Source organism: Geothrix oryzisoli (assembly GCF_022808865.1).
GTDB lineage: Bacteria > Acidobacteriota > Holophagae > Holophagales > Holophagaceae > Geothrix > Geothrix oryzisoli.
The window spans coordinates 288,057-312,767 of the sequence record NZ_JAKZLB010000003.1 but is presented as its reverse complement, the minus strand read 5'-3'; the positions used below and the strand labels follow the sequence as shown (position 1 = coordinate 312,767).

The window sequence follows — 24,711 nt, the reverse complement described above, 5'->3', positions numbered from 1 at the left end:
ATGGTCTGCTGGATGTCCGCTCGGCGTTGATCAGTGACGCGGGGCGATGACGGAGGGCGTTGCCATGGCACGCATCGAACGGGAATGGCAGGCTGAGCACGAGGGCATGGCCCTGGCCTCGGAACTGCACAAGGTGATGGTCATCAGCCACCGGCAGGCCAAGGGCTTCATCGACGGCCGCTGCGTCACGGTGAACGGCGAGACCGCGGAGAAGCATGGCCTGCGCCTGAATGCCGGAGACACCGTGAAGGTGGCCTTCGACCCTGAGCGCACCTATGACGTGATGCCGCCGACCAAGAAGCTGCAGTCGGGCCCCTTCGAGACCCTCTGGGAGGACAACCACCTGCTCTTCGTCTTCAAGCCCGCGGGCCTGCTGACCGTGCCCGCTGAGCAGGGTGGTGAGCCCAGCCTGGCCGAAGCCATCACCGAGTCCTACCGCCGCCGCGGCTTCAAGCGCTTCAACCTCTTCATCGTCCACCGCCTGGACCGCTTCACCAGCGGCGTGCTGGTCTTCGCCAAGACCCCGGAGGCCCTGCACGGCCTCAAGAAGCACTTCGAGCTGCACCGCCTCCAGCGCGTCTACTTCGCCGTCCTCGTGGGTGAGCTGCCCGAGAACAGCGGCACCCTCGCGGGCCATCTCATCGAGCACGCCAAGTCCCTGAAGATGTCCGTGGCCAAGGTCCGCAAGGGCCCCGGTGGCGGCAAGCGCATGCCCGCCGGCGCCAAGGAGGCCGTGACCCACTACCGCGTCATCGAGCGCCTGCCCGGCCACACCGTGGTGGAAGTGCGCCTGGAGACGGGCCGCCGCAACCAGATCCGCGTGCAGTTCGCCGACCGAGGCTTCCCCCTGCTGGGCGACCAGGTCTACGGCACCGAAAGCCCGCTGCTGGATCGTCAGGCCCTGCACGCCGAGCTGCTCGGCTTCAAGCACCCGGTCACCGAGGAGCAGGTCACGGTGACCGCTCCCATGCCCGCGGACATGGAGGCGGCCCTCAAGGCCCTGCGCAACCAGGCCCGCATCCACCGCGCCGTCACGGGCGTGAAGGGCGAGGAGGGGATCTATCAGCCGACGGAAACCCGCGATCACAAGCTCAAGCGTGTGGCCCGGGCCAAGCGCTTCGATGACCGCGACGAACGCTCGGCCCCCGCCCGCACGCCCCGGCCCCGCCCCGTGAATGGCGACGAGCGGCCCCGGCGTCCCTTCACCCCCGGCGAGCGCCCGGCCCGGCCCCGCCCGGACAGCGACGAGCGCCCCCGCCGCGCCTTCGGTTCCCCCGAGCGCCCCGCCCGTCCGCGCCGCGAGGATGGTGACGAACGCCCCCACCGGCCCTTCACCCCTGGTGAGCGTCCGGCTCGACCCCGCCGCGAGGACGGCGATGAGCGTCCCCGCAAGTCTTTCACCCCCGGCGACCGCCCCGCGCGACCCCGCCTGGACAGCGATGAGCGCCCCCGCCGCACCTTCGGTTCCACCGAGCGCCCCGCCCGTCCGCGCCGCGAGGATGGCGAGGCCCGGCCCCGCAAGTCTTTCACCCCCGGGGACCGCCCCGCCCGGCCCCGCCCGGACAGCGACGAGCGCCCCCGCCGCACCTTCGGTTCCACCGAGCGCCCCGCCCGCCCGCGCCGCGAGGACGGCGAGGCCCGGCCCCGCAAGCCCTTCACCCCCGGCGATCGCCCCGCCCGGTCCCGCCCGGACAGCGACGAGCGACCCCGCCGCGCCTCTGGACCCGCGGGCCGTCCGGCCGGGTCACGACGAGACGAAGGCGCGCCCCGCACCTACAGTGCCGCCGGCCGCCCCACGGGTCCGCGCCGCGAAGGCCCGGGTGAGCGCCCGGCCCGGAAACCAGCCCCCCGCACGGGCAAGCCCAAGCCTCGAAAACCCTGAGGAACCGGGCCGCCGCCCGGATCATCCTGCTTTCATGCGCCGAGTTCTCTCCGGTCTCCTTCTCACCTCCTGCCTGACCGCGCAGGAGGTGTGGAAGCTGGCGCTGCACACGGAACTGGGCGCCCCCACCGAGCCGATCCGTCTGGTCGCGCCCGGGTGCTGGGACGGCCTGATCCTCGGGGTCACCGCGAAGCCCCTGAAACCTTCCCGCCGGGAGCCTCCAGGCGCCACGGTGGAGGTGTGGGACTTGGCCTACCGTGAGTCCCCGCGCCACGAGGTGTTCACCCTCTACCTCAAGGCCCTGCGGGAGCGCCTCTCCGCGGCCTTCGAACTGCCGCCGCCGAAGCACCAGGCCCTGGAGCTGGGTGAATTCATGCTCTCCGATCCGTCCCATCCGGAGCAGTTGAACCTCACCAAGGTGCAGTCCATGCAGGAACGGTTCAACCCGCCCCCCCGCGCCATGCCGGTGCAGTGAGACAGGCTGGAAGCTGGAGGCTGGCCTCCCGCCTAGATGTGCTCCAGATACATCCGGTCCAGTGCCTCGGCCAGGTCCAGGTCCCGCTGGGTGACGCCGCGGCTCACGTGGGTGGTGAGGACGGCCACGACCCACCGGTAGCCGAGGGTCAGGTCAGGATGGTGGTTCACCTTCTCGGCGTGTTCGGCGGCGGCCATCACGAAGCCCAGGCCACGCGGGTAGGCGGAAAAAACGTAGCGGCGCCGGAGGGTCAGGCCATGGGAATCCCCCTGCGCGACCCATTCCGGGTGCGCCCTGAGGAAGGCCTCCATGGCGTCAGGGTTGACCAGATCCTTGGACATGCTTTCCCCCATGGGGCATCCTAATCCGTTGCCCTGGAATCGCGCCATGCCCTTCAACCAGCCACCCCTGCTCGGCCGCACCGCCTTCGTCACCGGGTCCTCCCGGGGCATCGGGCGGGCCATCGCCGTGGAATTCGCCCGCTGGGGCGCAGACGTGGTGGTCCATGCCCAGAAGAACGGAGAGCTCGCCGAGGCGGTGGCGGCCGAGATCCGCAGCATGGGCCGCCGGTCCATCGCCGTGCTGGCCGATGTCCGCGTGAAGGCCGAGCTGGAGGCCGCCGCGGATCGCGTGAAGGCCGAACTGGGTCCCGTGGACATCCTCGTGAACAATGCGGGCACCCGGCAGGATGGCCCCTTCATCCTCATGGGCGACGAGAAGTGGGAGGAGGTCATGAACGTGAACCTCCGCGGCACCGTGTACGCCACCAAGGCCTTCGTGCGCGGCATGATGGCCCGCAAGTGGGGCCGCATCGTCAACATCGTGAGCCCCACCGGCATCATCGGGAAGGCCGGCCAGACCAACTACGGCGCCAGCAAGGGCGCGGTGATCGCCCTCACCCGCAGCCTGGCCCGGGAGATGGCCCCCTTCGGCGTGCTGGTGAACGCCGTGAACCCCGGCCTCATCCGCACCGAGCTCACCCGGGACGTGCCCGAGGAGGTCCGGCGGGAGATGCTCGCACCCGCCATCCTCAAGCGCGAAGGCGAGCCCGAGGAGGTCGCCGGCGTGGTGGCCTTCCTCTGCTCCGACTGGGCCAGCTACATGAGCGGCCAGATCGTCAATGTGGACGGGGGATTGTGCCCTTAAGCCTCCCCCGGCGGATCAGCCCGGCTGATTCGCCGCCTGGAGGGTGTTGGTCAGCAGCCCCGCGATGGTGAGCGGCCCGACGCCGCCGGGGACGGGGGTCACGGCGGAGGCCACCTGCATGGCCTCGCCGTAGCGCACATCGCCGCAGAGGACGGCGCCCTTGGCTTGGAAGGCTTCCAGCTTTTTCGGTTCAGACGCGAAGATCCGGGCCGCCAGGTCCGGATCTTCGACCCGGTTGATGCCCACGTCCACCACCACGGCGCCGGGCTTGATCCAGGATCCCTCCACCAGGCCGGCCCGGCCCACCGCGGCCACCAGGAGGTCCGCTTCGCGGCAGACGGCCGGCAGGTCCTTCGTGCGGCTGTGGGCGATGGTCACGGTGGCATGCTGCTCCAACAGCATGAGGGCCATGGGTTTGCCCACGATCTCGCTGCGGCCCAGGACCACGGCCCGCAGGCCCTTGAGGTCCACCCCGTGGTGGGCCAGCAGGGACATGCAGGCGCTGGGCGTGCAGGGGCGCAGGCCCGGCAGACCCTCGAGCAGCAGGCCCTGGTTCATGGGGTGGAAGCCGTCCACGTCCTTGGCAGGACTGATGCGGTGCAGGGCCTCCTTGGAATCCAGGCCCTTGGGCAGGGGCAGCTGCACGAGAATACCGTCCACGGCCGGGTCGGCGTTCAGGCGGTCGATGAGGGCGTCCAGCTCCGCCTGGGGCGTCTCCGCAGGCAGTCGGTGCTCCAGGGAGGTGATGCCGACCTTGGCGCAGGCGGCGGCCTTGTTGCGGACATAGACATGGCTGGCGGGATCGTCGCCCACCAGGACCACCGCCAGGGCCGGGGCCCGCCGCCCCCGGGCCAGCCGGGCCTCCACGCCCCGGCGCACCACCTCGAGCATGCGATCCGCGTGCGCCTTGCCGTCCAGGATGGTGGCCATGGGTTCCTCCACCCTCCATTGAATCCCAGGGGGACCGTGGCCCTCATCAAGATTTTCCGCAGGGACACGGCTTGTCCCTGAACCTGCACGGGCTCCGGGGGCCTGGAGGCCATCTCTCCCCTCCCCCGGGACCGATGGTTTCAGCCCAGGCGCGGCTCGACCGCGCCTGGGCACGGGGCGTCCGGGGCTGGGCGCGCAGCGGGCCCCTGGATCCTGGCCACGCACGCGCGACCGGGGGGAAACCCCGGAGATCATTAACCATCCTTGAGATTCCCGGCCATGAGCGCTAGACTTGGAATTCAATTCGGCCATGGCCACCCGGACTCGGGTGCCAAGACTGGGTGGGTTCGGCCCACCTTTTTTGTTGTTAGTCCGGAGTTTCCTTGGATCTGAAGAAAGCGCAGCCCCTCCTCGAGCGCCAGCTGGCCCTGCTGGGCTACGAGCTGGTGCATCTGGAGATCGTCCGCGAAGGCCGCGACGAGATGGTGCGCCTCTACATCGACCACCTGGATGCCGAGACCAGCGGCCGCAAGATCACCCTGGACGACTGCACCGCCGCCAACGAGGGCCTCGTGCTCTGGATGGATGTGGAATTCCCCGACCTGCGCGAGAAGTTCGGCGTCGAGGTCAGCAGTCCCGGCATGGAGCGTCCCCTGGTCAAGGCCGACCACTTCCGCCGCTTTGCGGGCCGCCTCTGCCGCGTGCAGACCGCCGCCCCCATCAACGGCCAGAAGCGGTTCAAGGGCTGGATCGGCCCCCTGGAGGGCGACGACATCACCCTCGAAGAGGATGGCGTCCTCAAGACCATCCCCGTCGAGGCCATCCAGAAGGCGCGGCTGGCGCCGTTCGACGAAGAGAAGACCCCGCGGCCCAAGCACCTGGCCGCGCGGCTCACCGAAGTACCTGATACCGACGGCGTAGAGACAAGCGCTGCCGAGGACGAGGAGGCCTGAGATGGCAAACGTGGCTACGACCTTTTTCGATAGCGTGAAGATGATCGCCGCCGAGAAGGGCATCCCCGAAGAGGATGTCTTTGCGGCGGTCGAGGAAGCCCTGGCGAAGGCCGCGGACAAATACTTCAATGCCCAGGACTTCTACGGCAACTTCCAGGCCCAGATGGACCGGGAGACCGGCGAGTTCCATGTCTATGCCTTGAAGCAGGTGGTGGCCGAGGTCGAGGAAGAGGACCTGGAGATCAGCCTGACCGAGGCCCAGACGCTGAACCCCGACGCTGCCGAGGGCGATACCCTCTGGCTGCCCCAGGACACCAGCCAGCTGGGCCGCATCGCCGCCCAAGCCGCCAAGCAGGTGCTGGTGCAGAAGGTCCGCGAGGCTGAGCGCGAGCGCATCTTCACCGAGTTCGCCGATCGCATCGGCGAGGTGGTGGTGGCCGAGGTCAAGCGCTTCGAGAAGAGCGCCATCATCCTCGAGATCGACCGCGTCGAGGCCATGCTGCGCCGCAGTGAGGCGCTCCGCGGCGACCGCTTCGACAAGGGCCAGCGCATCAAGGTCGTCATCGTCAGCGTGGACCGCAGCGCCAAGGATCCCCAGGTGCAGGTCAGCCGCACCGATCCGCGGCTGCTCATCAAGCTCTTCGAGAACGAAGTCCCCGAGATCCATGACGGCACCGTGGTCATCCGCAACTGCGTGCGCGAGGCCGGCGACCGCGCCAAGGTGGCCGTCCACAGCCTCGACCCCGATGTCGATCCCGTGGGCGCCTGCGTGGGCCTCAAGGGCAGCCGCGTGCAGGCCATCATCCGCGAGCTGAAGAACGAGAAGATCGACATCGTCCGCTACTCCGACGACCCCGCCCAGTTCATTGCCAACGCCCTGAACCCCGCCAAGGCCATCCGCGTGAACCTCGGTGATCCCGAGAGCCGCCGGGTCGAGGTGGTGGTGGACGACGAGCAGCTCAGCGTGGCCATCGGCAAGCGCGGACAGAATGTCCGCCTGGCCGCCAAGCTCACGGGCTGGAACATCGATGTCCGCAGCGAGGCCGACAAGCGCCGCGAGGCCGAGATCGCCATGGGCCTGGCCCTTCCGGAGGTCGATGCCGAAGCGGCCCCGGCCGCCGTGGCCGCCGCGCCCGCCTCCACCCTGCTGGACGAGATCCAGGCCGAGGGACTGGACGCCGCCCTCGCGGACCGTCTTGCCGCCGCGGGCTATCCCGATGTCAAATCCCTTTACACTGTCACTGCCGAGCAGCTCATGCAGGTGGAAGGCATGGATCAGGATCTGGCCTTCCGTCTCATCGATGCCGTGCAGGCTCATTTCGGGGAGTAGGCTGTAGTCCTGCAGCCCTTCCCGTTCCCCACCCCCAGGCCGAGGTAATCCGCTTACATGCTGCGTATCAACCAACTCGCCAAAGAGCTCGGAGTCGCCAATCAGGAGGTCATCGAGGCCTGCGAGAAGCGTCTGGGCCTCCAAGGGAAGAGCCACAGCTCCAACCTGACCGACGACCAGGCAGACCAGCTGCGTCGGTCCTTCCAGGGCAAGCACAAGGGTGAGAGCGACGCTCCGCCCCTCGCGCTGCACAAGCCCTCTGCCGCCGTGAAGGTCGTGAAGGCGCCCAGCCATCCGGCGCCCGCCAAGGCCGAGGCCCGGCCCGAACCCGAAGCGCCCAAGCCGGCCCCCGCCGTGCTGGTGAAGAAGGCCGAACCCAAGCCCGAGCCGGAACCCGAAGCCCCGGCGCCGGCCACCCCCGCAGCTCCGGCCCCCCAGGTGAAGGCGGCCGAGCCCTCCCCGGCCGCGGCCCCCGCGCCCACCACCCCCGAACCGGCCACGGCGAAGGCGCCCGCGGCTCCGGCCGCTCCGGTGGCCGCCCCCGTCGAAGCCCCGCAGGAGACCTTCTCCCGCCTGAAGGTGTCGACGGGAACCGCCCCGGCCCCCCGGGAGGAGAAGCCCGCCCGGTACATCCAGCTGCCCCCGGCCCGTCCCACGGGCGGCCAGGCCCCCCAGCGCCCGGCCCAGCCCTCCGGGCCCAGCCCGACTTCGGGCTCCGGCCCCCGCCCCGAAGCGGGCGCCCGTCCCATCGTCCAGCGCCCCGGCCAGGCCCCCGCGCCCCGGGACGTCCAGCGGTCCGGCATGCCCCAGAAGGAGAAGGCCGTTCTCCAGATGGCCACCAACACCGGCCGCGGCGAGGTCCGTCATGACGCGCCCGCCCCGGTCACGCCCAGCCGGCGGCCCTACATCCCGCCCGCCATCACGGAGATGAGGCCCGACCAGGGCTTCAGCCGCATCAAGACCTCGGACACTCCGCCCCCGCCCCCGCGGTCCTCGGAGCCCGCCCGGTACATCCAGCTGCCCCAGGCCCGCCCCGCGCCTGGCAGCCGCCCCAGCGGCCCCGGCGCGCGTCCGGGTGGTCCCGGCGGCCGCCCCGGCGGTCCCGGCATGGGTTCCCGCCCCGGTGGCCCTGGCCGTCCCGGCATGGGTTCGCGTCCCGGCGGCCCTGGCGGCCGTCCCGGCGGTCCCGGCCGCGGTCCCTCCATCCCGGCCTCCGGTCCCATCGATCCCAACAGCCAGAAGGGCCCCGGCCGCGGTGCCCACGTGGGCGGCAAGAAGAAGAAGGGCGGCTACGTCCGGAGCAAGGAGGAGGAACTCGACCTCAAGCTCCGCCAGCCCCGCTCCCGCGCCCAGCAGGTCGCCAGCGAGTACATCGAGGAGGAGATCGGCATCGTCATGCTCTCCGAGGGTGTGACGGTCAAGGAACTCGCCGAGAAGTGCAACCGCCCTGCCAAGGATGTCGTCGCCAAGCTGCTCCACCGCGGCATCTTCGCCACCATCAACCAGCCCCTCGACACCGAGATGGCCAAGGACATCGCCCGCGAGTTCGGCTACCTGGCCGACATCGTCTCCTTCGAGGAGGACGTGCAGATCGCCGCGGACGAATCCGGCGAGGTGGTGGGCGAGAAGCTCCCCCGTCCCCCGGTCGTCACCATCATGGGCCACGTGGACCACGGCAAGACCTCGCTGCTGGACGCCATCCGCAAGACCAAGGTGGCCGCGGGCGAAGCCGGCGGCATCACGCAGCACGTGGGCGCCTACCACGTGGCCGTGAAGGATCCGAACACCGGCGAGATGCGCAAGGTGGTCTTCCTCGACACCCCGGGTCACGAAGCCTTCACCAAGATGCGCGCCCGCGGCGCCAAGGTCACGGACATCGCCGTCCTCGTGGTGGCCGCCGATGACGGCGTCATGCCCCAGACCGTGGAGTCCATCAACCACGCCAAGGCCGCGGACGTGCCCCTGGTCGTCGCCATCAACAAGGTCGACAAGCCCGGCGCCAACCCGGACAAGGTCCAGCAGGGCCTGCTCCAGCACAGCGTCCAGACCGAGGCCTACGGTGGCGATGTGCCGGCCGTCCTCGTCAGCGCCAAGACCAAGCAGGGCCTCGACGAGCTGCTCGAGACGCTGCTCCTCGTGGCGGACCTGAAGGAACTGAAGGCCGTCTACGACTGCCCCGCCGCCGGGTCCATCATCGAAGGCCGCCTGGACCGGGGCCGCGGTCCCGTCGCCACGGTGCTCGTGCAGCGCGGCACCCTGAAGGCCGGTGACATCTTCGTGGCCGGCGCCACCATGGGCCGCGTCCGCGCCATGTTCGACTACCTGGGCCAGCGCGTCACCGAGGCCGAGCCGTCCACCGCCGTGCAGATCCTCGGCTTCGAGGAAGTGCCCAGCGCCGGCGACAACTTCCAGGTGGTGGAGGACGAGGGCAAGGCCCGCACCATCGTCTCCTTCCGCCAGGAGAAGGCCAAGCAGGCCGCCCAGCAGAAGCAGCGCGCCACGCTCGAGACCCTCTTCAGCACCCTCAAGGACGGCCAGGTCAAGGAACTGCCCCTCATCATCAAGGCGGATACCCAGGGCTCGGTGGAATCCCTGGTGGGCCAGCTGGAACGGCTCAGCACCGACAAGGTCCGGGTGCGCATCATCCACAGCGCCGCCGGCACCGTCACCGAGAACGACGTGCTCCTCGCCGAGGCCTCCAAGGCCACCATCATCGGGTTCCAGACCCGGGCCGAGAAGAAGACCGAGGAACTCGCCCGTGAAGAGGGCGTGGATCTGCGCTTCCACGACATCATCTACAAGATCACGGAGGAGATCGAGCAGGCCATGGTCGGCATGCTGGACGCCACGGAGAAGGAGACCATCCACGGCCAGGCCGAGGTGCGCCAGCTCTTCAAGATCGGCAAGACCGTCATCGCCGGTTCCTTCGTCACCGAAGGCAAGGTCCAGAAGGCGAACAAGGTCCGCGTGAAGCGCGGCGAGGAGGTCCTCTTCGAGGGCGGCCTCAAGAACCTCAAGCGCTTCAAGGAGGACGTGACCGAGGTGAAGAACGGCCTCGACTGCGGCATCTCCCTCGACGGCTTCGACGAGCTGAAGGAAGGGGACATCCTCGAGTTCTTCAGCAAGGAGAAGGTGATCGCCACCAGCCTCAGCTGAGACGCCCTGCGCCTGGCGCAGATCGGAAACGGGCCCGCCACGCGGGCCCGTTTTTCATTGAACTCCATAATTGACTCAATGGTATTTAAATGCTGATTATATTGAAGTAACCGTTTACATGTGATTCTCGTCACGCCCCTTCGGCAGCAGACTGGGCGGTCCGCTCCGACGAGGTCTCCATGTCCGCTCCCAGCTTCGCCCTCACCGCACCCTCCCACCAGAAAGCCGCCAGCAACCCCCTGGGGCTGGTGGGCATCGACCACTTCCAGCTGACCGGTTCCATCGCCCGCCTGGAGCCCCTCTACCGGCGCCTGGGGTTCGCCCGGCTGGCCAGCGGAAAGCACGCCTGGGGAAGCGTCATGCACCTGCGCCAGCAGCGCATGGACATCCTGATCTTCGAGGCGGACGGGAGCCACCCGGCCGGCCGCTACTTCCAGGCCCACGGCGAGGGCGTCTGCGCCCTCAACTTCGAGGTCGAGGATCTGGGGACCGCCCTCGCCCAGGCCCGCGCCCAGGGGGCCCGCGTGATGCTGGAGCCCGAGATCCATGCCCTCGGCGCGGGCTCGGTCCGCTTCGCGGCCATCCAGGGCGTGGGCGACGTCTGGAACTTCCTGGTCGAGCGCAAGGGCGAGCCGGCCACCTTCTGGCCCGGACTGGCGCCGGACGAGGCCCCGGCGCTCTGCAACCCGGGCCTCGTCCGGGTGGACCACCTCACCAACAACGTGGGCCCCGCCGAGATGGACGCCCTGGTGGACTTCTACGAGCGCGTCTACGGCTTCGTCGTCACCCGCGAGTTCCACATCCGCGGCGCCCTGGGCACGGGCCTGGATTCCAAGGTCGTGCAGAGCGCCAACAACCGCGTGATCATCCCCATCAACCAGCCCACGGACGAGAAGAGCCAAGTGCAGGAGTATGTGAACCGGCACAAGGGACAGGGCGTGCAGCACATCGCCCTGTCCACCAACGACATCTTCCACACCCTGCGCACCCTCCAGGCCCAGGGGTTCAAGTTCCTCCGCGTGCCGGACACCTATTACGAGCTGCTGCCCGGCCGCATCGCCTCAAGCGGCTACACCGTACAGGAGAGCCTCGAGGAGGCGAAGGAACTGGGCATCCAGATCGACGGCGACGGGACCGGCTACCTGCTCCAGATCTTCACCGAGGACCAGCTGGGGCCGCTCTTCTTCGAGATCATCCAGCGCCGGGGGAATATGGGTTTCGGCGAGGGCAACTTCCAGGCGCTGTACGACTCCATTGAGCTCGATCAGAAGAAGCGCGGCGTGCTCTGAGACCGACTGGAGCCAGCTTCCTGCCCCCGGTCTCCAGACTGAGGTAAGGTAATCCCATGCGCTTTTTCCCTTCCCGCCAGCGCGGGTTCACCTTGATGGAACTGCTGGTCGTCATGACCATCCTGGCCCTGCTCACCACCGTGGGCCTGGTGGGGTACCGGTACAAGACGACCGTGGCCCGCGAGGCCGTACTCAAGGAGAACCTCTTCCAGATCAACCACGCCCTGGAGCAGTACCGGGCGGACCGCGGCAAATACCCCTCCAGCCTGGCCCCTCTGCGGGAACTGGGCTACCTGCGGGACATCCCCTGGGATCCCATCACCCAATCCCGGGACACCTGGCAGCTGGAACTGGAGCCCCCGGATCCCGACAACCCCGATGCCGAACTGGGCGTCTTCCGCGTGCGGAGCGGCTCGGCCGACAAGAGCCCCATCAACCAGATCCCCTACAACGAGTGGTAGGGCGGTCGCCAGCCTTCGGTCCAGGAATCCATGAGCCCCACCACCCTTCGCCGTCTTGACCGCATTTCGGTGGCCCTCCTGCTCCTCTGGGCGGGGGCGGCCCTCGGCTTCGGCGTGTTCTCCGCGCCGGTCTTCTTCCGTGAGCTGCCCAGCCGCGACCTGGCGGGGCACATCGCCGGACTGATCCTCGGACGCCTGGACTGGGCGGCCTGGACGGTCTTCGGGCTGGCCGGCCTCAGCTGGGGCGCGCGCTGGATGGCCGAGGTGAAGGAGGAGATCATCGGCCCCATCCGCCTCTGGAGCGCCGCCTGGCTGGTGGCCATGCTCATGTGCCTGGCCAGCACCTTCGTGGTGACGCCCAAGGTGCGGGCCATCCGCGCCCGCATCGGCGCTCCCATCGAGACTCTGGCGCCGGAGCACGCGGACCGCGTGGCCTACAACAAGGCCCATGGCATCAGCCGCAACCTCTTCTTCCTGCGCATCCTGCTGGCCCTGGGGCTGGCGGCCACGGTGGGGATGCTGCCCCGGGGCGATCAGGAATAGGCCGGGTCCGGCAGTTCCCAGTCCTCCAGTTCCCGGGGTTTGGGCGGCCCGGGAATCAGCTCCCGCAGCCAGCTGCGGATCTCGGGGAGGCCGGTGCCCTGGATGGCGCAGGCCTGGACCGCCCCCGGGTGGCGCTTCTTCAGGTCCAGCTTCTGGGGCCGGTGCAGCCGATCCACCTGGTTCAGCACCAGGAGGCGGGGCTGGGCATCGCCATCCTCGGGGGCGCAGCCGATCTCGCGGAGGGTCGCTCCCACCACCCGCAGGTGGTCCTCCAGATCCGGATGAGCGGCATCGGCCACCACCAGCAGGGCATCCGCCGTGCGGACCTCCCCCAGGGTGCTGCGGAAGGCCGCCACCAGCTGGTGGGGCAGCTTGCGGATGAAGCCCACGGTATCGGCCACCAGGCAGTGCTTGGGCTCCAGGCTGCCCGCGCCGGTGTCGGGATCGAAGTCCTGGCCCAGCCAGGCCTTGCGGGTGGTGGTGTCGAGCGTGGCGAAGAGCAGGTCCCGGGGCTCACCTTCCCCCGTGAGGGCCTTCAGGAGGGTGGTCTTCCCCGCGTTGGTGTAGCCCACCAGGGCCACCCGGGGCAGGCCCTGGGGCCGGCCCTGGCGCTGGGTCTCCCGCACCTGCTCCAGGTGGGTGAGCTCCCGCTTGAGCTGGCTGATGCGGGTGCGGATCATGCGGCGGTCCACCTCGATCTGGGTCTCCCCTGGGCCCCCGCGCAGGCCCACGCCACCCCCCTGGCGCTCCAGGTGGGTCCAGGCCCCCTTGAGACGGGGCAGCTCGTACTCGAGCCGGGCCAGCTCCACCTGGGCCTTGGCCTCCCGGCTCTGGGCCCGCTGCTCGAAGATGCTGAGGATGAGCCCCGTGCGGTCGAGGCAGATGAGGTTGGTCTGCTTGCCGATGGCGTTCACCTGGCTGCCGCTCAGCTCGTCGTCGCAGATGAGGTGGCGCACCCCCTGCCGGGCCGCCTCCTCGGCCAGGGCCTGGAGCTGGCCGGAGCCATAGAAGGTCCTGGGCGCGATCTGGGGCCGTTTCAGGCGCCGCCGGGCCCAGACCTCGAAGCCGCAGCTGCGGGCCAGCTCGGCCAGCTCCAGCAGGTGGTCCTCGATGGGCTCCTCCCGGTCTTCGGGGCCCTGGCGGGCGATGAGCAGACAGCGGGGAGGGGTTTCGGCCATGAGCCAAAGCTGCCGTGCCGGAGGACAATAATCAAGCCCCCTGAGCAGGAACCAGGCGCCGGCGCCGGGCGGGCGGCCCTCCGGCTACTCTGGTGCCATGGCCCTGTTCGAACGCACCATCGCCGACCGCTACCTGAAGACCCACCGCAAGGGGGCCTTCGTGCGGATCATGGTCCTCCTCACCCGCTTCGGGACAGCCCTCGGCGTCTTCGCCATGGTGGTGACGCTGGCCTTGATGACCGGGATCCGCGAAGAGGTCCAGGCCACCCTCTTCAGCGCCACGGCGCACTTCACGGTGTTCAACCTCGCCGGGGACATCCCCGACACCGAGGGCGCCCTGAAGACCATCCGGGCCGTACCCGGCGTCCAGGCCGCCTCGCCCATCCGGCTCGAGAAAGGGCTGCTGCGCCCGGCCGGCAGCGAGATGCCGCCGGAGCCCGTGGTCGTGAAGGCCGTGGACCCGGCCACGGCCCACGGCACCTCCAGCATCTTCGACTCCATGAAGCCCTTCCCCGTGGAGCAGCTGCAGGAGGGCGAGATCATCCTGGGCAAGGAACTGGCCCAGCGCCTCAGCCTCCGCGTGGGGGACACGGTGGCCCTGGCCTTCTTCCGCCTGGAGCTGGGCTTGGGCGGACAGCAGCCCAAGGTGGCGGCCTTCCGGGTGGCTGGCACCTTCTACAGCCACAGCTCCGAGTACGACAAGACCTGGGCCTTCATCCACCTGGCGGACGCCATGCGGATCGCCCGGTCCGACGGCCGGGCCGAGATGATCGAGGTCCGCGCCAAGAGCATCGATGCCATCGAGCAGGTGAAGCCCCTGGTGCTCGAGACCCTGGGCCCCGCCTACCAGGCCACGGACCTGCGGGAGTCCAACAAGACCTTCTTTGCCGCGCTAGCGTTGGAAAAATGGGGATTTGCAGCGGTCTTCAGCCTCATCGTGCTGGTGGCCGCCTTCAACATCGTGGCCTCCCTGGTGCTGCTGGTGACGGAGAAGCGGCGGGACCTGGGCGTGCTGCTGGCCCTGGGCGCCACCCCGAAGCAGATCCAGCGCCTCTTCGAGCTCCAGGGCCTCCGCATCGGCGCTGCGGGCACGGCCTGGGGCCTGGGCACCAGCGTGCCCCTCTGCCTGATCCTCGACCACTACAAGCTGCTGAAGCTGCCCGCCGCCGTCTACGACTTCATCACCTACATGCCCTTCCGCCTGAAGCTGCTGGATGTCCTGCTGGTGGGCCTCTTCCCCCTGCTGGTCTCCTGGCTGGCCGCCCGCTATCCCGCCCGGAAGGCCGCGGCCCTGGACCCCGTCGACGCGCTGAGGGCCGAATGATCGGACAGCCCCTTTCCATCACCGGCCTGCACAAGACCTACCCCGGCAACGCCCATCCGGTCTTCGACGGCTTCTCCCTGGCCGTCGAGGCCGGCAGCCTCTGCGCCATCGTGGGCGTGTCCGGGGTGGGCAAGACCACGCTCCTGAACTGCGTCGCGGGCCTCGACCACTGGGAAGGCGGCGGCATCGCCGTGGGCGGCGAGCCCGTGCCCGAGGGGGCCGAGGACCGGGCCCTCTACCGCCGCCGCCGGGTGGGCCTGGCCTTCCAGCAGCCCCACCTGCTGCCGGAGTTCACCGTGCGGGAGAACCTCCGCATGCCCCTGCTCATCGACGGCGACGGCTCCGCCGAGGCCGAGGCCTGGATCGGCCGGCTGCTGGCCACCGTGGGCCTGGGCGACCTGGGCGAGCGGCTGCCCGGCCAGCTCTCCGGCGGCCAAGCCGCCCGCGCCGGGCTGGCCCGCGCCCTGGTGCGCAAGCCCACCCTCTGGCTGCTGGACGAGCCCACCGGTAACCTCGACCCCGCCACCGCCGAGGAGGTGTTCGGCTTCCTGCTGAGCCTCCACGCTGAGCTGCGCCCCACCACCCTGCTCGTCACCCACAACCCCGGCCTGGCCGGACGCTGCATGCGGACGGTGAGGTTGGGCTAGGCGATCTAGCCGATCTGCCCCAGCTTCACCTTGAGGTCCAGGAGCGTGAACGGCTTCAGGATCAACGCCACGCCGGGGTCCCGTTCGAGGATCCGGTCGCCCCGCTCGTCCCGGTAGCCCGTGGCCAGCAGGACCGGCAGGTCGGGCCTTAGGATCCGGAGGCGCTTCAGGGTCACCTCGCCGTCCATGCCCGGCATGCTGAGGTCGAGGATCACGAGGTCGGGGGCATGGCCCGCCGCGAGCCGCTCCAGGGCCTGGGGTCCGCCGGCCGTGGCCAGGACCTCGTGCCCCAGCGCCTCGAGCATGACCGGCACCGTGCCCCGGACCAGCTCGTCGTCGTCCACCAGCAGGATGCGGAGCCGCCGGGCCCGCACCTCCTCCTCCGGGGGGATCCCGGTGTCGAAGGGAAGGTCGGCCCGGTACCCCGGAAAGGCGAGGGTGATCTCCGTGCCCTGGCCTGGGGTGCTGTGGAGGTCCACCCGCCCGCCGTGGGCCTTCATCACGCCGTAGACCAGAGCCAGGCCCAGGCCGGTGCCCCGGCCCGGCGGCTTCGTGGTGAAGAAGGGCTCCAGGGCCCGTGCCAGGACCTCCGGCGGCATGCCGTGGCCCGAGTCCTCCACCGCGAGCTCCACCCTTCCGCCCGCGCCGGAGCGGGTGGCGAGGCGGAGGCGGCCCCCCTCGGGCATGGCATCCAGGGAATTGACGCAGAGGTTCATGAGGGCGTTGGAGATGGCGCTGGGATCGCCCATCACCAGCGGGAGCCCCTCGGTCAGCGCCAGCTCCACCTCCACCTTCTGCAGGGTCGTCCGCTGGAGGAGGGCGGCCTCCTTCCGGACCAGCTCGTTGAGGTCCAGGGGCTGGGGCTCAGGGAGGTCCCTGCGGGCGAAATCGGTCAGCCCCTTCACCAGGTCCCGGCCCCGGCCCGCGGCATGGAGCAGGGTGTCCATGGCCTTCACGAGATCCGGGTCGTCCTGGCGCTTCTCCTTGAGCAGGGAGGCCACCGCCATGATGGCGGCCAGCACGTTGTTCATGTCGTGGGAGACACCGCCCGCCAGGGCGCCGAGGGACTCCAGCTTCTGCCCATGGGCGACCTCGGCCTCGAGCCGCCGCCGCTCCTCCTCGGCCTTGTGGATCGGGGTCAGGTCGACGGTCGCGGTCCCCACCCCCGTGATCCGGCCCTCGGCGTCCCGCATGGGCTCGCAGTACAGGTCCAGGAACAGGCGGCGCCCCGGGCGGTCCAGCCACATCTGCTGGTGGATCTCCGCGCCCTCGTCGAGCACCTGCCGCTTCAGGGCATCCAGCCGGGCCGCCTGGTCGGGCGAAAACAGGTCGGCATCGCGCCGGCCCACCACGTCCTCCGCCCGGGCGGTCCGCTGGTTGTAGGCCCAGACATAGCACAGGTCCCGATCCTGGACGGCCACCGACACCGGCGCGTTCCGCAGGGCCAGGCGGAAGCGCTGCTCGCTCTCGCGAAGGGCCTGGCTCGCCTCCACCCGCCCGGTGATGTCCTCCGAGAAGATCACGATGCCGCCCACGGTCCCGTCGGCGGCATGCCAGGGCCGGAGTTCCCAGCGCCGCCAGTACACGGTCCCGTCCTGCCGGACGAACCGGTCCTCCTCGGAGTGCAGCACCTCGCCGGCCAGGCCCCGCCGGTGGGCCTCCCGCCACGCCTCGGGGATCTCGGGGAAGATCTCGTAGTGGGAGCGCCCCAGGATGGCCTGCTCGCCCAGGTGGAAGTCGCTGAGCCAGCGCCGGCTCACGGCGAGGTACCGCATCTCCCGGTCGAACATCGCCAGGGCCGCCGGGGCGTGGTCGATGAGCATCTGGAGGCGCTCCTGGCTTTCGCGGAGGGCCAATTCCGAGCGCTTGCGGTCCGTGATGTCCTGGAAGGTGCCCTGGATCCGGACCACCCGTCCCTCCATGACCACCGGCTGGCCCTGGGTCCACACCCACTTGCGCACGCCCTTGGCGCTCACCAGTTCCAGCTCCAAGTCGTAGGGACGGCCCTTCTCGATGGCCTCCTGGATGGCCCGCTCGATCAGGGGCCGGGACTCGGCCGTGTAGAAGCTCAGTCCCAGCTCCGAGGAGGCGGGCGTCGAGGGATCGAGGTCGTGGATACGGGCGACCTCTTCCGTCCACCAGCCCTCGCCCGTGTCCACATCGAAGCTCCAGCCCCCCACCTTGGCCATCCGGCCGATCCGGGGCAGGAAGTTGGTGATGGCATCCTGGAACCGCCGACCGCGCTGCTCCAAGGATCGGGCCTCACCCGTGGAGCCGTCGCCCGGCCCCTGGCCCCCCCGCCGGCTCACGGCCGGGATCCCTCCAGGGTCCCCGGACCGGGGGCCGCCTTCCGGAAGCCGGGACGGAGCGCGCTGGGGGAAGTGGCCATGCCTGGACCCCTGGAGTGGGAGGCGAGGCTTCCAGGGCAACCTGGAGACCGTCTCCGTGCGACCCATCATGCATCGGTTCGCCCGGCCGCTCACATAAGAAAACCGTCACCCGTCCTGGCCCCAGATCGGCAAAATAAGACGCAACCGGGTCGCCAGGCCCCTCAGGCCAGGCCTGCGTCCTCGCGGCTGATGCGGGAGAGCGCCGCCAGATCCTGGTCCCCATAGCCCTTGGCCACGGCCGCCAGGAGCCGGTCCCGCAGGAGGCTGGCGATGGGCATGGGCGCCTGGTAGGCCTCGGCCGCGCGGAGGGCGAGGCTCACGTCCTTCAGCCCCAGGCGCAGGGCGAAGCCCGCAGGCTCGAAGTCGCCCCGCACCACGGCGCCTCCGTAGGCATCCGCCAGGGGGGACTTCAGGAGGGCGGTGTTGAGGATCTTCAGGGTAGTCTCCGGCGGCACCCCCGCCTTCTCACCGAAGGCGAACGCCTCGCTGAGGGCCTCCACGGCCGTGACGAGGAGGCCGTTGCCCGCCAGCTTCATGGCGTGCGCCGTGGAGGCCCGTCCCCCCAGCGGGAAGACGCCCTGGCCCAGGACCTGGAACAGGGGCTGGCACCGGGCCACCTGGTCGTCGGGACCGGCGGCCAATAGCCAGAGCTGGCCCGAGGCCGCCGCGGGCGGGCGACCGAAGACCGGCGCTGCGACGAAGCCCTGCCCGGCCTCGGCATGGGCCTCGCCCAGCCGCGCGGAGGCCGCGATGCCGATGGTGCTCATGGAGACGTGGACGGCCTCAGGGGCCAGCGTCTCCAACAGGCCACCGGGACCGAAGGTGATAGCCTCTTCCGCGGCGTCGTCCGAAAGCATGGTGATGGCCACCTCGGCGCCTTCCACCGCCTCGCGCACGGAGCCTGCGACCCGCACCCCGAGGGCCGCGAAGGGGCGGGCCCGGGCCATGTCCCGGTTGAAGACCGACAGTTCGAAGGCGCCCACCAGCCGACGCGCCATGGGATCGCCCATCCGTCCCAGGCCCAGGAATGCGACTCGCATGGTTTCCTCCCGTGATGGGGATCAGTCCAGGCGGCCGGCGGAGATCCCCTTGGCCCGCCGGTCCTCCAGCAGCTCGTTCAGGATGACGGCCGCCGCGGCGGCGTCGAGCAGGAGCTTGCGCTTGTCCGGCTTCACGCCCCGCTCCCGCAGGAGACGCTCGGCCTCGGCGCTGCTGAGATGCTCGTTCACGAAGCGCAGGGGCAGGCCCGTGCGGGCCGCCAGGGCCTCGCCGAAGGCCCGGGCGGCGGGCGCCGTGGCACTCTCCGCGCCGTCCTTGTGGCGGGGCAGGCCCACGCAGAGGGCCTGCACGCCCTCCGCCCGGCAGAGCCTCGCGAGCCGGTCCAGCGTGCGCTCGTCCTCCTGGGGCCACACCTCGAAGGGCGAGGCCAGGATCTCCAGCTCGTCCGAGAAGGCGAGGCCGATCTTCTTCGTGCCGTGGTCGAGGGCAAGCCAGCGCATGGTGCCATCCTAGCCCCATGCCGGTCCATGCCCTCACCTTCGCCACCGCCCTGGGGCGGCTCCGCCTGGGCTGGACGCCGGCGGGCGTCTGCCTGCTGCGCTTCACGGACACTCCCGACCGCGAGGAGGCCCGGAAGGCCCCGGCCTGGGTATTGGAAGCCGTGCGGCGGCTCATGGCCCACCTGGCGGGCCAGCCACAGGACCTTCGGGGCATCCCGCTGGATCTCTCGGATCTCACCCCCTTCCAGCGCCGCGTGGCCGAGGTGCTTCATGCCACCGCACCCGGGCAGACGCTCACCTACGGCGAGGTGGCCCTGCTGGCGGGCCAGCCCGGCGCCGCCCGGGCCGTGGGCCAGGCCGTGAAGGTGAACCCCATCCTCATCCTCGTGCCCTGCCATCGCGTGGTGGCCTCGGATGGCCCCGGCGGCTGGAGCGCCTTCGGATCGCCGGAGGTCAAGGCGCGGCTGCTGGAGCTGGAGGCGCCCCCAGGGCGATGAGGTCGGCGGCTTCGAGGACCGCCGTCGGTGCCCCGTCCCGCGCCACGCGGAGCATGGCCCGGCCCAGTTCCTCCGTGGTGAGGATGGCCCTCGGGAACAGCCGTCGCAGCAGCGGGAAGGCGGGCCCCAGTACGATGTAGACGGCCTGGTACCAGCCCGTCCGCGACCGGATGCCGTGGAGGGGCTGGATGAGTCCAGGGCGGAAGAGGTAGACGCCACGGAAGGGCAGGCGTCGCAGGGCGTTTTCCGTCCGCCCCTTCACCCGTGCCCACATGGTGCGGCCCTGCTCGGTGCTGTCCGTCCCGGCGCCGGACACATAGACGAAGGTCATGGCCGGGTTGAGCCGGGCCAGCGTCGTCGCCGCCGCCAGGGTGAGGTCGTGGGTCAGGCGCTGGTACTCGGCCTCCGACAGCCCCGCTGCCGACACCCCCAGGCAGAAGAAGCAGGCGTCCAGTCCGGTGAGGTCCGGCTCCACCGCCCCATAGTCGAAGAAGTCATCGTGGACGATCTCCCGGAGTTTGGGGCGGGCTTGGCCCGAGGGCTTCCGCACGAGGGCCACCACCTGGCTGACACCGGGATCCCCCAGGCACTCACGCAGCACGCCCTGGCCGATCATGCCCGTCGCGCCGAAGAGCAGGACCTTCATGGCAGACCTCCCTGGACAGCGGGCCGCCCATCCAGCGTGGCACGGATGGGGACCTCCGCCCCGGTCTTCCAGGGCAGCGTGGGCCACCAGCGCTGGTGGGGCGGTGCCTCAGGCTCGAAGCCCTCCCCGGGCCGGGGCAGCGCCACGGTGGCGCCCGCTGGTCCCGCCGCCGCCAGCACCCGCTCTACGGGCTCGGTCCAGCCATGGGCGGCCAGGTCGAAGAGGCCCCAGTGGATGGGCAGGAGCACGCGGCCCCGGACCATCCGGTGGGCCGCCACCGCCTGCTCCGGGCCCAGGTGCCAGTCCGGCCAGGCCGGGTTGTAGGCGCCGGCCTCGATCATGGTGAGATCGAAGGGTCCCAGGCGCTCGCCGATGTCCGCCAGGCCCGGGAACATCCCCGTGTCGCCGGAGAAGTAGACCCGGTGCCGGGGACCGAGAAAGGCGAAGCCACCCCAGAGCGTCCGGTCCTTGTCCCGCAGGCCCCGACCCGAGGCATGGCGGGCCGGCGTGAGCACCACCTCCAAGTCGCCCACGCGCACCGACTCCCACCAGTCGAGCTCCGTGATGCGGACCACGGGCACGCCCCAGCGCGCGAGACGCGCCCCCACGCCCAGGGGTACCACGAAGCGCGTGTCCCAGTCCTTCAGGCGGCGCAGGGTGCCCTCGTCCAGGTGGTCGTAGTGGTCGTGGGAGATGGCCACCACCTGGGGTACGGGCACCTCATCCAGGGGGATGAGGGGCGCGTAGAAGCGGCGCGGCCCGGCCCAGACCACCGGCGAGGCCCGCCGGCCCCACATGGGATCCGTGAGGATGCGCGTGCCGTCCACCATCAGGTACACCGTGGAGTGGCCCAGCCAGGTGGCCCGCAGGCCCGAGGGAGCGGCCGCATCCAGGTCGGCGCGGGTGGGACGCGCCACGGGCAGGGGCTCCCGGGGCGTTGAATGCCGGTCCCGCCGGAAGAGGCTGCCGATGGCCCCTCTCATGTCGTTCCAAAGAGGCTGGGGGTTGCGGAAGCGCCCATCGCGCCATTGCGGGGATCGTTCCATGCGGGGACTCCTTGTCAGATCGAGAGAGGAACCGGCGGCCCAGAAGCCCCCGGCTACCGCAGCGGCAAAGAGCAGGGCCACGGTTTTGCGGAGACGGTCAGATCGGATAGACCACCCCCGTGCTCTGCTCGGAGTGCCGCCACATCCAGCGCTGGAGGCCCCTGTCCTGGGAGAGGGCGTTGGACCGGACCCTCACCGGGGCTCCCTTCATCTCCTGGAAGCCCGAAGGCCCGAAGTACTCGCCCCCCGTCACGGAGGGATCTGTGGCGGCCCGCAGCAGCGGCTGGGCCCCGCCGAAGGCGTCCTGGCTCAGCAGGGTCTCCAGGCCCGCCGTCCGGAGCCAGCGGATCCAGCCGGCGTGGCGCTGGAGTTCCGTCCTCGCCCAGCCGGGATGGGCGGCCACGGAACGCGTCGGCAAACCGGCCGCCGCCAGGCGGTGCTGCAGCTCATAGGCGAAGAGGAGGTTGGCCAGCTTCGACTGGCCGTAGGCGGCCCAGGCCCGGTAGCCGCCGTCGAAGTGCATGTCATCGGCGTAGATGCGGCCCATCCGGTGGGCCCCGCTGCTCATGGTCACCACGCGGGAACCCGGGGTGGCCAGCAGTCGCCCCAGCAGGAGGCCGGTCAACGCGAAGGGCCCGAAGTGGTTCGTTCCGATCTGCAGCTCGAACCCGTCCTCGGTCTTCCCGTAGGGCGGGACCATCACGCCGGCGTTGTTGAGGAGCAGGTCCAGCCGATCGAACCGCGCGAGGAGGTTCGCAGCCGCCGTCCGTACGGAGGCCAGGGAGGCCAGATCCAGGGCCTGGACCTCGACCCGGGCGCCGGGATGCAGCGCCCGGATGTGCTGCGCGGCCCCCTCGGCCTTGGGCAGGTTCCGGCAGGCCAGGACCACCGTGGCCCGACAGGCCGCCAGGATGCGGGCCGCCTCGAAGCCGGTGCCGGAGGTGGCCCCGGTGACCACCGCCACCCGACCGGTCTGATCGGGGATCTGGGCCCAGGTCCAATCATTTTGCGCCATGTCGTTCTCCATGATGAATTTGACATATTGACCAATAATGTCAGAAAGCCAATATTGACAATCGGACAAATATTGTCAACACTCTTTTCATGGGAAACGAGAAGAAGGCCCGGGTGCTGGCGGCCGCCGAATCCGTGTTCCTGCGGTTCGGCTACCGGCGGACCACCATGGGCGACCTCGCGACCGCCGCAGGCATGTCCCGGCCGGCCCTCTACCTGGTCTTCTGCAACAAGGAGGAGGTCTTCGAGGCCGTCCTCCGCGCCTTCACCGCCCGCACGCTGGAGGAGATCCGGCAGGGCCTGGACGCCCACCCCACTCCCCTGGAGAAGCTCCGCTTCGCCTTCGACCTCTGGGCCGTGCGTCCCTTCGGGTTCTTCGAGGCCTCACCGGAACTGCGCGAGCCCCTCCACGGCGGCCTCGCCTTCGCCAGGGAGGCCATCGACCAGGCCATCGCGGCCTTCGAGGCCGAGCTGGTGGGCATCCTCGCGCCCTTGAGCGCGAGCGCCCCGGCGAAAGCCCTCCCTCCCGAGCAGATCGCCCGGGTCCTCACCCGTGCCGTCCATGGCTTCAAGGAGTCCGCCAGGGATGCCGACGAGCTTCGCGCCATGATCGACGGGCTGCTCGAGATGGTGCTGGCCTCCCTCCGGCCCCCTGCCGGCCCATGAGGCCATGAGTCCATACTGGACCCGATGACGCGCCCCCTGCCCGATGATCTGCTGAAGGTCCCCCACCGCCAGGGCGTGCCCTTCGCACGCCTGACCACGCTGGGCGTCGGAGGCGTCTGCCGCTGGCTCTTCGAGCCCACCACGGAAGCCGAGGCCCAGGCCTTCGTGCGCGCCTGCGCCCGGGAGGGCCTGCCCTGGCGGGTGCTGGGCGGCGGCTCGAACCTGGTGGTGCTGGGGAATGTCGAGACCCCGGTCCTGCGCCTCGCCCTGCCGAAGACCGTCCAGCGCGACGGCACGCAGCTCACGGCGCCCGCCAGCCACGGCCACATCGCCCTGGCCGAGGCCGCCGCCGCCGCGGGATTGTCGGGCCTGGAGTTCGCCAGCGGGATTCCGGGCTCGCTGGGCGGTGCCATCCGCATGAACGCCGGGGCCTACGGCCGCGAGTGGGTGAATGTGCTGGCGCGCTACCGCTTCCTCACCCCCGATGGCGACCTGGTGGAGAAGGCCCCCGACCCCGGCGAGTTCAAGTACCGCTGGAGCTTCCTCACCGGGGGCCGTGTGGTCCTGTCGGCCACGGCCCAGCTGGCGGAGGGCGATCCCACCGCCATCCGCGCCCAGGTAGCGGAGTACCGGGCCAAGCGCGGCACCAGTCAGCCCCTGTCGAAGCGCAATGCCGGCTGCATCTTCAAGAACCCTCCGGGCGGGAGCGCCGGCCGCCTCATCGACCAGGCGGGCCTCAAGGGCCTGCGCGTGGGCGATGCGGAGGTGAGCTCCGAGCACGCCAACTTCCTCATCAACCACGGCCATGCCACCGCCGCCGAGTTCGCGGAACTGATGGAACAGGTGCGAACGAGGGTGCGGGAAAGGCATGGCGTGGAGCTGGAACCCGAAGTGGAGATCTGGCGGGAGCACCCTTGATTTCCAACGGCCAGCGCCTCGAGATCTGATGGCCAGTTAAGCGGGGTTAGGCCGCCCTCACTGACGGACATAGCGCAGGTGTGTGGCGGCTGGACCATCAAGAACCTTGTCTATGCGAAACTGCGGCCCAGGCTCGCTTAGGTTCTCGAAGAGACGCCGCCCGCCGCCGAAAAACACGGGTGCCAAGGCGATTTCCAGCTCATCAACGACACCTAGGTTCAGATACTGCTGGATCACATCCGGTCCACCCGCGACACGAATATCACGACTGCCTGCGGATTCCCGAGCCAGTTCTAGGGCGCGCTCTGGCCCTTCATTGACGAAGAAAAAGGTCGTGCCACCGGGGCGCATCCAGGGCTCGCGTTTCTCATTGGTAAGAACGTATACCGGTGTGTGAAACGGAGCCTCTTCTGGCCAGGCGCGCTCGCCTTGGTCGAACATCCGCTTGCCCATGATGTTGGCACCGATGCGCTCGGTGGTCCTGCGAACCAGGTCATTGACCGGTCCGGTTTCTCCTCCTGATTCGAGCTTGAGGAGGTTCTCGCGAAAGTACTGTTGATTGATGAGCCAAGCCATCAGCGCACCCCACTTGGCACCCCAGTTCTTATACGCGGGGTTCTCCATGGTCATTCCTTCCGGCGCCATGTAGCCATCGAGGCTAAGCGCGATGTTCACAAATACCTTGCTCATGATTTTCCTCTCGTATGTTTAGATGCCATGC

24 protein-coding genes are annotated in these 24,711 nt (G+C 69.9%); 14 read left to right on the top strand and 10 right to left on the bottom strand.

Annotated elements, in window-relative coordinates:
* The first annotated feature begins 64 nt into the window (after positions 1-64).
* Both MLE43_RS09600 and MLE43_RS09595 read left to right on the top strand, forming a co-directional pair.
* A complete protein-coding gene (locus MLE43_RS09600; RefSeq protein ID WP_243303498.1) occupies positions 65-1,882 on the top strand; it encodes an RluA family pseudouridine synthase in 1,818 nt (605 codons plus the stop codon).
* Between the two features lie 34 nt (positions 1,883-1,916).
* On the top strand, positions 1,917-2,357 hold the full coding sequence (locus MLE43_RS09595) for a hypothetical protein (protein WP_243303497.1): 441 nt from the start codon (positions 1,917-1,919) through the stop codon (positions 2,355-2,357).
* A 32-nt stretch (positions 2,358-2,389) separates the two neighbouring features.
* Here the strand turns inward: MLE43_RS09595 and MLE43_RS09590 are convergent, their stop codons facing one another.
* Positions 2,390-2,698, bottom strand: coding sequence for a 4a-hydroxytetrahydrobiopterin dehydratase (locus MLE43_RS09590; RefSeq protein ID WP_243303495.1), 309 nt, complete (start codon positions 2,696-2,698; stop codon positions 2,390-2,392).
* A gap of 46 nt (positions 2,699-2,744) precedes the next feature.
* Here MLE43_RS09590 and MLE43_RS09585 point away from each other — a divergent pair, with 46 nt between their 5' ends.
* Entirely contained in the window at positions 2,745-3,503 is a 759-nt protein-coding gene (locus MLE43_RS09585; RefSeq protein WP_243303493.1) for an SDR family NAD(P)-dependent oxidoreductase, read from the top strand.
* 15 nt (positions 3,504-3,518) lie between these two features.
* Here MLE43_RS09585 and folD read toward each other — a convergent pair whose 3' ends face one another.
* The gene (gene folD / locus MLE43_RS09580) at positions 3,519-4,433 is read right to left on the bottom strand and encodes a bifunctional methylenetetrahydrofolate dehydrogenase/methenyltetrahydrofolate cyclohydrolase FolD (protein ID WP_243303492.1); all 915 of its coding nucleotides are present in this window, start codon (positions 4,431-4,433) and stop codon (positions 3,519-3,521) included.
* A gap of 383 nt (positions 4,434-4,816) precedes the next feature.
* On the opposite strand from folD, the gene MLE43_RS09575 reads away from it, so the two are divergent.
* The 6 genes from MLE43_RS09575 to MLE43_RS09540 all read left to right on the top strand — a co-directional run bounded on the left by MLE43_RS09575 (position 4,817) and on the right by MLE43_RS09540 (position 12,165).
* Positions 4,817-5,386: a ribosome maturation factor RimP gene (locus MLE43_RS09575; RefSeq protein ID WP_243303491.1), complete on the top strand. Its 570-nt coding sequence runs from the start codon at positions 4,817-4,819 to the stop codon at positions 5,384-5,386.
* Between the two features lies 1 nt (position 5,387).
* Positions 5,388-6,716 carry a transcription termination factor NusA gene (nusA, locus tag MLE43_RS09570; protein WP_243303489.1) on the top strand — a complete coding sequence of 443 codons (1,329 nt, stop codon included), beginning with the start codon at positions 5,388-5,390 and terminating at the stop codon, positions 6,714-6,716.
* 57 nt (positions 6,717-6,773) lie between these two features.
* Positions 6,774-9,872: a translation initiation factor IF-2 gene (gene infB, locus MLE43_RS14875; protein WP_275976149.1), complete on the top strand. Its 3,099-nt coding sequence runs from the start codon at positions 6,774-6,776 to the stop codon at positions 9,870-9,872.
* Between the two features lie 179 nt (positions 9,873-10,051).
* Positions 10,052-11,161: a 4-hydroxyphenylpyruvate dioxygenase gene (gene hppD / locus MLE43_RS09550; protein ID WP_243303487.1), complete on the top strand. Its 1,110-nt coding sequence runs from the start codon at positions 10,052-10,054 to the stop codon at positions 11,159-11,161.
* Between the two features lie 56 nt (positions 11,162-11,217).
* Complete coding sequence (locus MLE43_RS09545; protein WP_243303486.1) at positions 11,218-11,622, top strand: type II secretion system protein; 405 nt, start codon at positions 11,218-11,220, stop codon at positions 11,620-11,622.
* Positions 11,623-11,652: 30 nt separating this feature from the next.
* Positions 11,653-12,165 carry a DUF4149 domain-containing protein gene (locus MLE43_RS09540; protein ID WP_243303485.1) on the top strand — a complete coding sequence of 171 codons (513 nt, stop codon included), beginning with the start codon at positions 11,653-11,655 and terminating at the stop codon, positions 12,163-12,165.
* Here the strand turns inward: MLE43_RS09540 and hflX are convergent.
* Positions 12,156-13,343: a GTPase HflX gene (gene hflX, locus MLE43_RS09535; protein ID WP_243303484.1), complete on the bottom strand. Its 1,188-nt coding sequence runs from the start codon at positions 13,341-13,343 to the stop codon at positions 12,156-12,158. The two genes, MLE43_RS09540 and hflX, sit on opposite strands and share 10 nt — an antisense overlap.
* 97 nt (positions 13,344-13,440) lie before the next feature.
* Between hflX and MLE43_RS09530 the strand changes: the two genes are divergently transcribed.
* Positions 13,441-14,667 (top strand): ABC transporter permease, encoded by a 1,227-nt coding sequence (locus MLE43_RS09530; RefSeq protein WP_243303482.1) that lies wholly within the window; start codon positions 13,441-13,443, stop codon positions 14,665-14,667.
* Positions 14,664-15,314: an ABC transporter ATP-binding protein gene (locus MLE43_RS09525; RefSeq protein WP_243303481.1), complete on the top strand. Its 651-nt coding sequence runs from the start codon at positions 14,664-14,666 to the stop codon at positions 15,312-15,314. The genes MLE43_RS09530 and MLE43_RS09525 overlap by 4 nt, the downstream gene beginning before the upstream one ends.
* A 5-nt stretch (positions 15,315-15,319) precedes the next feature.
* Here the strand turns inward: MLE43_RS09525 and MLE43_RS09520 are convergent, their stop codons facing one another.
* The 3 genes from MLE43_RS09520 to ruvX form a co-directional block, all read right to left on the bottom strand.
* A complete protein-coding gene (locus MLE43_RS09520; RefSeq protein ID WP_243303479.1) occupies positions 15,320-17,623 on the bottom strand; it encodes a hybrid sensor histidine kinase/response regulator in 2,304 nt (767 codons plus the stop codon).
* A 242-nt stretch (positions 17,624-17,865) separates the two neighbouring features.
* On the bottom strand, positions 17,866-18,744 hold the full coding sequence (locus MLE43_RS09515) for an NAD(P)-dependent oxidoreductase (protein WP_243303477.1): 879 nt from the start codon (positions 18,742-18,744) through the stop codon (positions 17,866-17,868).
* A 21-nt stretch (positions 18,745-18,765) separates the two neighbouring features.
* Positions 18,766-19,203, bottom strand: coding sequence for a Holliday junction resolvase RuvX (ruvX, locus tag MLE43_RS09510; RefSeq protein ID WP_243303475.1), 438 nt, complete (start codon positions 19,201-19,203; stop codon positions 18,766-18,768).
* A gap of 17 nt (positions 19,204-19,220) precedes the next feature.
* Between ruvX and MLE43_RS09505 the strand changes: the two genes are divergently transcribed.
* A complete protein-coding gene (locus MLE43_RS09505; protein WP_243303473.1) occupies positions 19,221-19,700 on the top strand; it encodes a methylated-DNA--[protein]-cysteine S-methyltransferase in 480 nt (159 codons plus the stop codon).
* Here MLE43_RS09505 and MLE43_RS09500 read toward each other — a convergent pair.
* From MLE43_RS09500 to MLE43_RS09490, 3 genes are all read right to left on the bottom strand, one after another.
* Positions 19,657-20,346, bottom strand: coding sequence for an NAD(P)H-binding protein (locus MLE43_RS09500; protein ID WP_243303472.1), 690 nt, complete (start codon positions 20,344-20,346; stop codon positions 19,657-19,659). The genes MLE43_RS09505 and MLE43_RS09500 overlap by 44 nt on opposite strands.
* On the bottom strand, positions 20,343-21,392 hold the full coding sequence (locus tag MLE43_RS09495; RefSeq protein WP_243303471.1) for an MBL fold metallo-hydrolase: 1,050 nt from the start codon (positions 21,390-21,392) through the stop codon (positions 20,343-20,345). The genes MLE43_RS09500 and MLE43_RS09495 overlap by 4 nt, the downstream gene beginning before the upstream one ends.
* A 97-nt stretch (positions 21,393-21,489) precedes the next feature.
* Positions 21,490-22,407, bottom strand: a complete 918-nt coding sequence (locus tag MLE43_RS09490; protein ID WP_243303470.1) for an oxidoreductase — start codon at positions 22,405-22,407, stop codon at positions 21,490-21,492.
* Between the two features lie 89 nt (positions 22,408-22,496).
* Between MLE43_RS09490 and MLE43_RS09485 the strand changes: the two genes are divergently transcribed.
* Both MLE43_RS09485 and murB read left to right on the top strand, forming a co-directional pair.
* The gene (locus MLE43_RS09485; protein WP_243303469.1) at positions 22,497-23,072 is read left to right on the top strand and encodes a TetR/AcrR family transcriptional regulator; all 576 of its coding nucleotides are present in this window, start codon (positions 22,497-22,499) and stop codon (positions 23,070-23,072) included.
* 24 nt (positions 23,073-23,096) lie between these two features.
* Positions 23,097-23,990: a UDP-N-acetylmuramate dehydrogenase gene (gene murB, locus MLE43_RS09480; RefSeq protein ID WP_243303468.1), complete on the top strand. Its 894-nt coding sequence runs from the start codon at positions 23,097-23,099 to the stop codon at positions 23,988-23,990.
* Positions 23,991-24,047: 57 nt separating this feature from the next.
* Here murB and MLE43_RS09475 read toward each other — a convergent pair whose 3' ends face one another.
* Positions 24,048-24,680, bottom strand: a complete 633-nt coding sequence (locus tag MLE43_RS09475) for a dihydrofolate reductase family protein (protein ID WP_243286882.1) — start codon at positions 24,678-24,680, stop codon at positions 24,048-24,050.
* Positions 24,681-24,711: the final 31 nt, after the last annotated feature.